Below are 13,313 nucleotides of genomic sequence, written 5' to 3'. Positions count from 1 at the left end.
GCCTATGAAACATAAATGGCCGGAAATTGGCAATGATTAGGGTATGCAAAATGTAATTTTGCCGGAGGTGCAAACAAATGTTTTTTAAAAAACTCGATAAAATCGTAGAACGTGCAGCATCCGCAGCGTATGTAAAAAACTCGCCACCGAGTGGTGATGACGAAAGGCTTGTCAAAGATTTATCCCAAAATATGATCAATATACGAGAAAAACTGCACAATACAGCCGATTTTACCAACAAAGAGGTGCTCATCTGCGGGCAGAAGGTACAGATACTCACCTTTGAGGGAATGGTAAGTACAATTAATATGGCTGAGTCGCTGGTGGAGCCGCTTACCAGCCTGCAGCTCGAAAATCCTACGCCGCAGAGTCTCCTCTATTGGGTTCGCTACGAATCGGTGCTTGCTCCCGAGCAAAGAGAGGTGTACACCCTCGGAGATTTGTTTAAAGCACTCATGTCCGGCTTTGTCGGCATTTTAATTGATGGTATTGACGTTGCGGTGGTTGCGGGAATACAGGGCTTTGCGTCGCGTTCCGTTTCCGAACCGGATTCCGAAGTAAATGTGCGCGGCTCGCGTGAGGGGTTGGTTGAGCCGATTCGTACGAACATGGCGCTTATTCGCCGCCGCATTAAATCATCGCGGCTGGTGTTTGAGTTTACAGGCGCAGGGCAAACCAGCAAAACCGACCTTTGTCTGTGCTATATCTCCAATATGGTTTCTCCCGAAATTTTGGAGGACGTACGCAGCCGCATCTCTAAAATCGATCTGGACATCGTGCTGGATTCCGGTTACATCCAGCCGTTTCTGGATACCAACATTTCGTCTATTTTCTCGAACGTTGGTGTTACCGAGCGCCCTGATACTGTTTGCGCCAAAATAGCCGAGGGCAGGGTGGTGGTGTTGGTGGACGGCACGCCGTTTGCGCTCATTGTGCCCTATCTGTTCAGCGAGAACTTTCAGACACTCGACGATTATGCCCACCGTCCGTTCTACTCCAGCTTTATCCGCATCATGAAATATGTTTCGTTCTTTTTTACCATCCTGCTTCCGGGTGCCTATGTTGCAATTGCCACTTTTCACCCCGAGCTTTTTCCGGAATCGCTGCTGTTTAACATTGCCGCTTCGGAGGAGACCACTCCGTTCCCCCTTATGTTTGAGGCACTGCTCATTCACCTTATTTATGAGATTATGCGCGAAGCGGGCTTGCGCTTGCCGCGCCCTATTGGGCATGCCGTGGGCATTGTCGGCGGCCTTGTAATTGGCGACGCGGCAGTAACGGCAGGGCTGATTGGTGCACCTATGGTTATGGTAGTGGCGCTTACCGCTATCAGCTCGTTTGTGGTGCCCTCGCTTTACGAGCCGGTTACAATTTTGCGCTTTATATTTATTATAGTTGGTGGCTTATTCGGTATGTACGGCATCACGCTGATGCTGTGTGTTGTATCGGTCAACCTTTGTGCGCTCAATGCTTACGGTGTACCTGCCACTGCATCCGCCTCGCCCTATAAGCTGTTTAATCTTCGTGATGTGCTGATTCGCGCATCTTGGAAAACCCTTGGCAAACGCACGCTCAAGGTTCAAGACCTGCCCGGCAGCGAGGTCGGCGGTAAGGGAGGAAGCCTGTAAATGATTCGAAATACGCTGATAGACGGCAAACAAATTGTCATGCTGCTGGTGATGTTCCGTGTATTCAATATGCTTACGTTTGTACCGCAGATGCAGGGCGTGCAAAATGCAGCCACTGTTATGCTCGCATTGCCGTTTGCCTATCTGCTGCTTATACTGATATTGCTGCCCGCTGCACTGCTGCTCAATCGCCACAGAGAAAGCAACATTATTGATTGTGCATTAAAACTAAGCAAACCGGCGGGTAAGGTACTGGGCGTACTGCTGTTTCTTTATGCCGTACTGATTGCCGCCGATACCGTCAGCAATTTTGAGTTTTTGCTCACATCGGTGGTATATCCCGAAACAAAGTCTATTTTCTTCATTCTTACCTTTACAGCGGTATGTGTTTATGGGGCATACATGGGGCTGGAGCCTGTTACCCGTGTCAATACCATTTTGTTTTTTATTTCGTTGTTTTCCATTATTTTTATTTCGGTGGCGGTTCTTCCCGATGCCGAGTTTGTCTACCTGCAAAACCCGCTGTACGGCGGTGTGGCACCGGTGGCAAAGCATGCATTGAGTGCCTGTTTTGCCAACTTTGATGTAGTGCTGTGGCTGCTGCTGGCACCCGATCTCAAAGGGAACCTGAACAAGAACTTTGTATACTGGACTATTTTAAGCCTGTTTGCAGTGGAGTACCTTGTAATGCTGCTTACGGTTGGTTTGGGCGATTACGCCAAATCACAGATGTTTCCGTTCTTCTCGCTCACAGTTATTGCAGAAATTTCGATTTTTCAGCGTCTGGACATTTTGCACATCACATTGTGGACATTTATTGCTTTTGTAAAGGTAACGGTTTATCTCTACCTCGCATCGCAATGCCTCGGTTATATCATTCCTAAGCGTCTCAAAAAAACGAGGCTGATCATCTGTGGAGCTGCAACGGTAGGTGGCGCAGTAATTATTTCATCAAGGCTGTACTATCTTACCTGGATGCAGGGTGCATTGCAGGCGGGCATTCCGGTTGCGCTTCTGGCGGTGCTCATCCCGTTTGTACTGCTTATTTGGTCACTGGTCAGCAAAAGGGGGAAGGCATCTTGAAAACAGTAAAGTCGGTTGCTGTTATATTAGGGCTCACACTGCTGCTTACAGGTTGCATGAAGCCTGTACGTGTAAGTCAGAGGGCAATCGTGCAAGGAGTAGGGATAGATTTTAACGGCGATCAGTATCAGCTTACACTGCAAATTTTTGATGCAAAGGGCGGTGGAGCGCAAACCTCCATTGACGCGAGCAAACCGAACTGTATGATATTGCAAGCAGAGGGAACAACCATTTCGGAAGCGCTTGAGGAAGCAACGCTGAAGCAGGGTAAACAGATTTTTTACGGGCAGAATAAGATGATTGTTGTCGGGGAACAGGTGGCAAAGCAAGGGCTCGATATCGCGGTTAACTACTTTAACTCAAACCATCAGTCCCGTCCAAATGTAGATGTCGTAATGGCCAACGGCAGGGCCTCGGATGTTGTTTCTGCCGAGCTGGGTCAGTCCATCCTGCCCATTCTTTCGATTCGAAATATGCTGGAAAACACCGAGGTCAACGGTAAAATTTTGCGTGGACAGGTGCTGCACATTGTCGATGCCAAAGAAAATGGGTATACCGGTACTTTTATGCCAATTGTTGCGAGGAGCAAAAACGGTGAAAAAGAAGAGGGTATGGAGGTTGTGGGCACAGCAATTTACCGCCACAATAAATTAGCAGGAAAGGTTGACCCCACCTATACGCGCGGTATTTTGTGGCTGCGCAATCAGGTTAAGGGAACACATATGGTTGTAAACCATGAGAAGCTGGGCAAAATGTCGCTTGAGGTGGTAAGTGCAAAAACAAAAATAAAAACATCGATCGTAAATGGTGTGCCTCATTTTACAATTGATTGTAAAGTGAAGAGCCACATTGAAGAAAGCATTATGCCAAGCGGCGGAACGACGCTGCTTTCGCACATCGGTGAAATTGAAAAGCTGCAATCGGCGACCATTTACAGCGAAATGGAAGGCGCGCTGTCCTCCTGCTTAAGCACTTATCGCAGCGATGTTTTTGATTTTGCAAATCTATTGGAAAAATATGAACCCAAGTGGTTTAACGAAAATAAAGCCCGCTACGACGAGCTGTTACCGCAGTTCACCTATCAAATCAACATGCACACCACGATTACACGTTACGGCTTGCAGAGTTAAGCGCCATAGTGGGATAAAGATAAAGGAATCGATACTATGAATGAATCGCAGATAAAACAATCGATTGCACAGGTGATGAAGCAAGAGCCTGTTACTGCCCAAAAACGCCCAAAGCCGTTACGCAGGCAGCTGTTGGGCAACCTGCGGCGGATGAAACGGCTCTACCGCAATCAGTTGAATACTTCTACAAAAAGCCCTGTGGTGTTATGGCTCTGCGACAATTTTTACGTATTGGAAAAAGAAGCAAAGCAAACCGCGCGCGAGTTGCAAACCACCGCTAAGCTGCCTGTAAACGGTAAACTGCCACAGCTCAGCCTTATTTGCGATGCGGTTCTCGGTGGGCGACCTGCTATTTCACAGCAGCTTGCCGAGGATATTATCTGTGAAGTGCAGCAATATCGCGACCTTACGATTACGGAGTTTGGATATTTTCCGCTTGCACTAAGAATAACACTACTCAGTATGGCATGCAGTGCCTGCATCGACAACGAAGATGAGCGGGGAATATCCTATGCCATTACCTCGCTCACAAAGCTTGCGGCGCTCGATTTTGACGCCCTTGTTTGCAAATACAGTATCGTTGAAGCAACACTGCTGAGCGACCCCGCCGGAGTCTATCCTAATATGGAGAAGGAAAGTCGCGGCTGTTACCGCGTTTTGGTAGGGCTCATTGCGGAGAAAGAGAGGCAGACTGAACGAGCCTGTGCTGACCAGCTGATTCGTCTTGCTAAGGCGGGTACCGATACGCGTACCCGTCATGTAGGACTTTATATTTTAAACAACGAGGTTTTAGACAAAGGGAATCGTTGGCGCAGGCGGCTTTATATGGTGGGCACACCGGTCATCACATATTTGCTGGCACATGGCGTCGGCTACCTTACGGGTAGCTTTATTGTGGGGCTTCTCAGCTATCTTCCTCTGCGGGAGGTGGTTCGCCCTGCCCTAGAGTATATTGTTATGGCAGGGGCACGTATTGAGCATATTCCGCGTATGGACAAGGCTCACACAGAACAGACTGCCAGCCAAACGGTTGTGGCGGTGTCTATTCTTATGCCGCGTGCAGGCGATGCCCCTGCCGCTGCGAGAAGGCTGGAGCAGCTTTATTGGAACAACGCGGCGGATGACTTATGCTTTTGCCTGCTGGCTGACTTTAAAGAGAGCGACCGGCCCGCCTGTGCTGAAGACGACCGACAGGTGCAGGCATTGGAAGAGGAGATACGGCGGCTGAATGCTGAGCACGGCGAACGTTTTATGCTGTTTGTGCGCGGACGTGTTTATAACAAAACACAGGGACGCTTTAGCGGGTGGGAACGTAAACGCGGGGCAATCACCGAGTTTATTCGTTATGCCAAGGGGGATACCACCAGCGTACACACCTTTGTGGGTAACAAACACCGTCTGCGTGCAATGCGCTATTTGCTTGCGCTCGATTCCGACACAAACCTGCTGTTCGATACCGCGGGGCGTATGATCTCCGCTGCAGCGCATCCTTTAAACAGGGCGGTCATCGACCATAACAAAGGAATTGTAACACAGGGGTATGGTATTTTTGTGCCGCGTATATCCACCACGCTCGAAAGTCAGGGTAAAACCCCTTTTTCCCGTATCATGGCAGGCATCGGTGGTATCACTGCCTACGATGAAGCGGCGAGAGACCTCTATCAGGATTTGTTCCATGAGGCGATTTTTGCGGGCAAGGGCCTGCTGGATACCGACTGCTTTTATATGCTGCTCAACACCCGTTTTCCCGAAAACCAGATTCTTAGTCACGATATTTTGGAAAGCGCCTATCTGCGCACCGCCCTGCTTTCCGATGTCGAGCTGTCCGACAGCTTTCCGTCCTCTATCTCGGCGTGGCTTGCACGTTTGCACCGCTGGATTCGGGGAGATTGGCAGAATTTGCGTTATATTTTCGGTATGCGCAACCCTATCAACGCGCTCAGTCGCTTTAAGCTGTACGACAACCTGCGCCGTTCGCTTACACCGGTGATTAATCTTATTTGCGTACTCGCTGCCATGCTGCTGCCACAGCCCGCGGCGTTGGCTTTGTTCTGGGTGGTGCTGCTTTCTGTCGGCTATCAACCGCTGATCGGTGCACTTACAGGCGCGGCAGCAAACGGAATGTCGGTGTTTTCGCGTAAATTCTTTACCCGCGTTGTTCCGCAGGCAATCGAGCAGCTCGCCATAGGTGTGTTTACACTGGTTATGCTGCCGCAAACCGCGCTGCGCAGCCTGCATGCCATTGTGTTGGCACTTTATCGCCAGTTTATCAGCCATAAAAACTTGCTGCAATGGGTAACAGCCGCAGACAGCGAGGGAACAGGGCGTTTTTTTGATCTTCTGCGTCACTACTGGCTTGCAGAACTGATTGGTATTATAGTTTTGTTTTTTTCGCCCCATGCGTTTTTGCATTTCTATGGGCTGGCTTTTTCTGCAATCTTGCCGTTTGTAATGTATACAAGCAGGGCAAAGCCGCACCCGCTGCCAACACTGGATGAACCCAGCAGAGAGCAGCTTGTAGGCTACCTTGCTGCAATGTGGCGTTTTTTTGAGACCTATGCTACCGAGCAGGAGAACTTTTTGCCGCCCGATAACATTCAGCAGTCGCCTGTTTATGCAGTGGCGCACCGTACCTCGCCAACAAATATCGGGCTGCTGCTGCTCAGCACGCTTGCCGCGCGCGACCTCGATTTTATTTCGACCGATGAGCTTTGCCTACGCATCGAACGTATACTTGATACGGTGCAGCGGCTTCCGAAATGGCATGGTAACCTCTACAATTGGTACGATACCGCCAGCCTTGCATTGCTGGAACCACGTTTTGTTTCCTCGGTGGACAGCGGAAACTTTGTTTGCAGCCTTGTAACACTCAAGGAGGGTTTGCACGATTATTCCACAGAGTGTGCCGGTCTTAAGCCGATTATCACCCGTGTTAAAGCGCTGATTGCCGACACCGACCTCAGCGTGTTTTACGATAAGCGCCGCAATTTGTTTTCAATAGGTTACAACGAAACAACCGGTGAAATGATGGACAACTACTACGACTTTTTTATGAGCGAGGCGCGCATGACCGGTTTTTATGCCATTGCGTCTCGCCAGGTAAGCAAACGCCACTGGGGTGCCATGAACCGCACAATGTCGCAGCAGGGGGCGTATGCCGGCCCCGTTTCATGGACAGGTACCATGTTCGAATATTTTATGCCGCACCTGCTGCTGCCTGTTTACGACGGCTCGTTGCTCTCAGAAGCGTTGGGCTATTGCGTTTACTGCCAGCGCCGTCGCGTACACGATGAAAAGGTTCCATGGGGAATCAGCGAGAGTGCCTTTTATCTGTTTGACGGCCAGCTCAACTACCAGTACAAGGCGCATGGCGTGCAAAAGCTGGGTGTAAAGCGCGGGTTAAACCATGAGCTTGTCGTTTCACCGTACTCTACCTTTCTCACACTGCCATTCTTTCCGGTTGCCGCCATGAAAAACCTGCGCCGTATGGAGCAGATGGGGTTTTACGGTACCTACGGCTTTTTTGAGGCAATCGATTTCACCAAGAGCCGTGTACCGTTCGATTACGGCGTGTGTCGCAGCTTTATGTCGCATCACATCGGTATGAGCATGGTTGCCGCGTGCAATGCTCTGTTTGAGAACAAAATGCAGAATCGCTTTATCCGAGACCGCCGCATGAACGCCGCAAAGGAGTTGCTGCAGGAAAAGGTATGCCGCGATACTGTGGTGTACGATAATATCAAGTTTAAAGACCTAAAGGAGCGTGAGCCCGTGAAAACAGTAATTGCCGAGGAATACGATACGATCCGCCCGCAGAGCCCGCAGGCCATGCTGCTTTCCAACGGGGCGATTTCCGACACGCTGACCGATACAGGAGCGGGGTTTCTCAGCTACAGCGGCGTAGATCTTACACGCCGCCCGGTTGATTTGCTGCGCGGCGCATGCGGTGTTTATGCATTTGTGAACACGGGCAAACACACCTTTTCGCTCACCGCTGCTCCCGTTTACGACAGTGATGTGCGTTACCGCGTCGAATTTCTTGCGGGCGGAATGCTTTACAAAGCAAAGTACGACAGCGTAAAAACCGGAATGCGTGTGATGCTGCACCCGACAATGCCTTGTGAACAGCGGGAATATCAGATTAAGAATCTCTCACAGCAGCGTATTTCTGCAAGCCTGCTGCTCTATTTTGAACCGACTTTGGCAGCTGATGCTGATTACGCCGCACACCCTGCCTTTTCTAAGCTATTTGTTACCGCTGAATACGATGAAAAAAGCAGGGTTCTCATCTTCACCCGCCGTGAGCGCAGCAGTAAAAAACAGCTTTACTTTGCCACCGGGTTTTTAGAGGATATACCGTTTGAATATGAAGCCCAGCGCGAAAACCTAATGCAGGCACCGAACGGGCTTGCCGACCTGCTCAATTTCACCCAGCGTGAGTTTACAGGTGGCACAGGCACTCCCGATGCAGCCGGTGCCCTGCGGCTCTCACTTGATATTCCCGCAGGTGCGCGTGCCTATCTCACTCAAATTTTATCGGCAGGGCAGACGCGGGAAGAGGCGGTTTCCGCCATCACCCGCCTGCGCGGGAAGGGTAAGATTACACCCGATGCTGCGGCTACTAACCCGCTGCTGGGCGACACAATCGAGGGTAGGCTGGCATTCACACTGCTGCCACAGCTGATGTTCCCCAAACGTGACAGCCGCGAAAACGATGCCGCGCGTGCCGAAAACAACCTTGGCAAGCCCGATTTATGGGGCATGTCCATCTCGGGTGACCGCCCCATTGTGTCAATGCCTACCGAATACGGGTTTGACCGCGAACGTGCCGCGGCTTATATCAGCCTGTACAGAAAGTGCAAGCTGGCGGGCGTACCGTTTGATCTCGTGTTCACCCATGATGCATCCGAGCCGACGGCACTTACCGAATGCATCAACCGTCTTAGCTGTACCGACCAGATTGGGGCAGGGCTGTATCTCATCAACACCGTGCAGCATGGTGAGCAGGCAGTGCAGCTGCTGCAGGCGGCAGCGGTACACATTGCGCCAAAATCCGGTGCGCGGGTGCAGCTACCCGTCCGTGAATATAACCCTGTCCGTTTCAATCCAGTTGCACCTCTTCTTCTGAGCGAGCATACCCCAAGCGTTACCGTAATGGGCGGTGTGTTTGCAGACGACCGATTTTATGTGGAACGTGAAACCCCGCTTCCGTTTTCTCATATCCTAGCAAACCCCGCGTTTGGCACGTTGGTAAGCGACACATCGCTTGGATTTACATGGGCGGTGAATGCGCGCGAGAACAAACTAACCCCATGGCAGAACGACATAGCAACCGGTAACAATGGGGAAATGCTCATTCTGCGCAGTGAAGGGTGCTTTTACAATCTTGTGCATGGTGCGCGTTGTTCCTTTTCGCAGACAGATGCGCGCTACGAAGGTGCAGCGGATGATATTTCATGCAAAACCGTTGTGACGGTACCCGAACGCGGCAGTGTCAAACAGGTTGCGGTTACCCTCACCAATCATTCGGTTACTCAGCGCAAGGTGACGCTCGCTTATTACACTGAGCCGGTACTCGGCGTCAGCCGTACCGATGCGCGCCATATCTCCGCAACCTTTGAGGGAGGCAAGCTGATGGTGCGTAACCCATTTCAAACCGCAGTGCGCGGGGTGAGCTGCCTTTGTAGTGATACGGAAAGCCCACGCTGCATGTGCGACCGTGTGGAGTTCTTCAGCGGGCGCTGGGAGAATGGCGACACACAAAACGGCGTAGACCCCTGTGCAGCACTGCTTACCGACCTTACACTACCACCCAAACAAGATGTAACGGTTCTATTTCGGCTAATCTGGGCGGCGAATGCACAGGCTGCGCTTCGGCTTTCTGAGCTTACGCTGCCCACGGCACCGCCGATCGGCAATCTTTTGATTACAACGCCCGACCGCGCACTGGATGTTTTTATCAATCATTTTGTGCCGCACCAGATTCTTCAGTGCCGTATCTGGGGGCGTACCGCGTTTTATCAGTGTGGCGGCGCGTATGGCTTCCGCGACCAACTGCAGGACATCACCGCCTGCCTGCTATTCCGGCCAAAAACCGCCAAATATCAGATATTGCGTGCAGCAGCGGCACAGTTCCCTGAGGGCGATGTGCTGCACTGGTGGCACAATTTGCCCAAAAGTGGCGGCGGCTTGCGTGGGGTGCGCACCAAATACAGCGACGACCTGCTCTGGCTGCCTTATGCCGTCAGTGAATACGTGCGAGCGACAGGGGACAGTGCACTTCTGGATACAGCAGTCCCGTTTGTGCAGGGTGAGCCACTCGGAACCAATGAAAAGGAGCGATACTTTGAGGTGCAGCGCGGATTGGATGCCGTAAGTGTTTACGAGCACTGCCTGCGTGCCATTGAAAAAGCGTACAATCTGGGCGAATATGGCTTGCCGCTCATCGGGTGCGGCGATTGGAATGACGGCTTTAACGGTGTTGGCAACGAGGGAAGAGGGCAGAGCGTCTGGCTTGCCATGTTCCTTGTTCTTGTGCTGCAGCGCTTTTTACCGCTTGTGCGCAAACGGGGTGATACTGAGCTTGCAATGCGATACGAAGAACGCATTGCGCTGCTGAAAACCGCGATTGATGAGCATTGCTGGGACGGGGCATGGTATCTGCGCGCATTTTATGACAACGGCAGTGCAATGGGAAGCAAGAAAAACGACGAGTGCAGCATCGATTCACTGCCCCAAAGCTTTTCGGTACTGTGCGAAATGCCCGACCAAAGCCGCGTAAGCACTGCGCTCGACAGTGCCCTGCATTACCTTGCCGACCCTGAACTGCGTATTGTCAAGCTGTTTGACAAGCCGTTTGCCAACTCGCACCAACAACCCGGTTATGTTAAGGCTTACCCTCCGGGTATTCGCGAAAACGGCGGGCAGTACACCCATGCCGGAGTTTGGCTTGCGCTTGCGCTTTTAGAAGAGGGCAGAGCAGACGACGGCTATCGCCTGCTCGACTGGCTGAACCCTGTTTCCCGCTGCCAAAACCGCGATTTGGCTTTGCGCTATAAACAAGAGCCCTATTACCTTGCCGCCGACATTTACACCAACCCCAATGTGCGCGGTAGGGGCGGCTGGAGCATGTACACGGGTGCGTCAAGCTGGTACTATAAAACGGTTACCGAACATCTGCTCGGCATTTGGCTTGAAGAAAGCCAGGTTAGATTTGAGCCTTGCATGCCTTCAAGCTGGCAGGGGTTTGAGCTAAACCTTACCTTGCTAGGCACCCCGTTGCACCTCACCGCCCGCCGCGGCGACAAAACAGAGATGACACAAAACGGTACCGCATGCAGCAGCATTTTGCTGGATGGTGTGCCAAAAGAGATCCTGCTGACCATTGCCCCAAATTCATAAAATGTTCAGCATTGCGTAAAACACTGTATGGCTATAGCCGGCGGTTTGTGGTATAATATTCCTCGTATGAATTCGCGCACAACGTGCGCAACGATTGGGAGATGACCGAATGAGTAACAACATGGTTCGCAAGCAGCTGTGTGAGGGCGTGTTCTGGAGCACGGTCACCGATGCTAAGTTTAAATCCAACAGGATTTCTTGCAATCTGGTGCTACCGCTTGATGAAAATACTGTTTCCGATACCGCGGTTGTGCCGTTTATTTTAAGAAAACGCTTTCAGCAGTGCCCCGATTTCACCCGCCTTAACGAGCGTTTGTGTGAACTTTACGGTGCGGCGCTGGATGCCGATGTGCGGAAATACGGCGCATATCAGATTCTCAATGTATCCATTCAAAGTTTGGATGACCGCTATACGATTGATAATGACCCCATTACTCAAGAATGCGCCAAGCTAGTGAGCAGCCTTTTGCTCGAACCATATTTGGTGGATGGTGTGTTTGATGCGCAGGATTTTGAACTGGAAAAACAGTATCTGATCGATACCATCGAATCTGAAATAAACGATAAGCGCGACTATGCCGTCAGCCGCTGCCAGTCGCTGCTGTTTGCGGGTGAGCCGTTTGCCGTAAAGAGATACGGTACCAAGGAGCAGGCGGAAAAAATCACCCCGCAAAGTGCGGTCAAGGCTTACCACGAGGCAATCAAAAATGCAGTGGTTGAAATTATGTTTATCGGCTGCGGCAACCCCGCCGGTGCCGAGAAAATATTTGCGGAAAGCTTTTCAAGGGTACAGCGCAGCCCCATACAATACAAAGAGAATGTAACGAAAAAAGCTGCCCAAAAAGTAACCGAGCAGACCGACCGCATGGATGTCAGCCAGAGCAAACTGGTGATGGGCTTTCGCATTGGTGAGCTTAACAGCCTTGAGGAAGCAAATGCTTCCAAGCTGATGTGCGCCCTTTACGGCGGTACACCGTTTTCGCGCCTGTTTTTGAATGTTCGCGAGAAGCACAGCCTGTGCTACTACTGCGCGGCACGCTTTGACAAAGCAACCGGCAGTATGCTGGTGGATAGCGGCGTTGAAGGTAAAAACAAACAAAAGGCACAGGAAGAAATTTTAAAGCAGCTTGAGGTTTTGAAAAACGGAGAATTTGAGCAGGAAGAGCTCGATAATACTATCCTCGCGCTGGTGAGCGCCCTCAAATCCGCAACCGATACACTTGGCGGTTTGGAAGGCTGGTACCTCACCCAGATTCTCGGCGGCACCAACCAGTCGCCCGTTGAAAACGCAGAACAGGTTGCACAGATTACCAAACAGCAGATTATGCAGGCGGCGCAGAAGGTTACGCTCGACACCGTCTATTTCTTAACCGGCAGGGAGGGTGAAGCAGATGAATAAAACCGTAATCTCCTCCGAGAGGCTCGGTGAAAACTATGTTAAAATTAAGCACAGCTCGGGGCTTACCATGCTGCTGTGCCCCAAACCGCAGTTCAGCTCCGCCTACGCGCTGTTTGGCGCGGAGATAGGCTCGATTGACACCACCTTTAAAACAAGCAAAGACAACGATTTCGTCACCGTGCCGGCGGGTATTGCACATTATCTTGAGCACAAACTGTTTGAAAGCGAAGACGGAGACGCATTTGAGCGTTACGCCAAAACCGGTGCTTCCGCCAATGCGTACACCAGCTTTGACAAAACAGCGTATCTGTTCAGCTGTGCCGATAACTTTAAAGAATCCATCGAGATTCTGCTCGATTTCGTCACACATCCGTATTTCACCGAGGAAACTGTGCGCAAAGAGCAGGGCATCATCGGGCAGGAAATCAAGATGTACGACGACAACCCCGACTGGCGCGTTCTGTTTAATCTGCTCGGCGCGCTGTATGTGAACAACCCTGTGCGTGTTGATATTGCGGGCACAGTGGAATCGATTGCTGAAATTGATGCTGACCTGCTTTACCGCTGCTACAACACCTTTTACAATTTGAATAATATGGTGCTCGTCGTTGCGGGCAATTTTGAGATCGATACCGTGCTTGAAGCCGCCGATCGCATCCTAAAGCCTGCCGA

6 protein-coding genes are annotated in these 13,313 nt (G+C 51.2%); all 6 read left to right on the top strand.

Going from position 1 to position 13,313, the window contains the following annotated elements; all coding sequences use genetic code 11:
- Positions 1-77 precede the first annotated feature (77 nt).
- Positions 78-1,628: a spore germination protein gene (locus RTV33_RS01045; RefSeq protein WP_312640621.1), complete on the top strand. Its 1,551-nt coding sequence runs from the start codon at positions 78-80 to the stop codon at positions 1,626-1,628.
- Positions 1,629-2,711, top strand: coding sequence for a GerAB/ArcD/ProY family transporter (locus tag RTV33_RS01040; RefSeq protein ID WP_312640619.1), 1,083 nt, complete (start codon positions 1,629-1,631; stop codon positions 2,709-2,711). It begins immediately after the preceding gene.
- Entirely contained in the window at positions 2,708-3,841 is a 1,134-nt protein-coding gene (locus RTV33_RS01035; RefSeq protein ID WP_312640617.1) for a Ger(x)C family spore germination protein, read from the top strand. Before RTV33_RS01040 ends, RTV33_RS01035 begins: the two co-directional genes overlap by 4 nt.
- Before the next feature lie 36 nt (positions 3,842-3,877).
- A complete protein-coding gene (locus tag RTV33_RS01030) occupies positions 3,878-11,242 on the top strand; it encodes a GH36-type glycosyl hydrolase domain-containing protein (protein WP_312640615.1) in 7,365 nt (2,454 codons plus the stop codon).
- A 109-nt stretch (positions 11,243-11,351) separates the two neighbouring features.
- Entirely contained in the window at positions 11,352-12,641 is a 1,290-nt protein-coding gene (yfmF, locus tag RTV33_RS01025) for an EF-P 5-aminopentanol modification-associated protein YfmF (protein ID WP_312640613.1), read from the top strand.
- A partial coding sequence (gene yfmH / locus RTV33_RS01020) for an EF-P 5-aminopentanol modification-associated protein YfmH (RefSeq protein WP_312640611.1) occupies positions 12,634-13,313 on the top strand: 680 nt, incomplete at its 3' end. The genes yfmF and yfmH, both read left to right, overlap by 8 nt.

This window comes from Hydrogenoanaerobacterium sp. (assembly GCF_032017025.1).
GTDB lineage: Bacteria > Bacillota > Clostridia > Oscillospirales > Ruminococcaceae > Hydrogenoanaerobacterium.
Note: the sequence above shows the minus strand (reverse complement) of the source record. Positions and strands in the feature narration are given on the sequence as shown.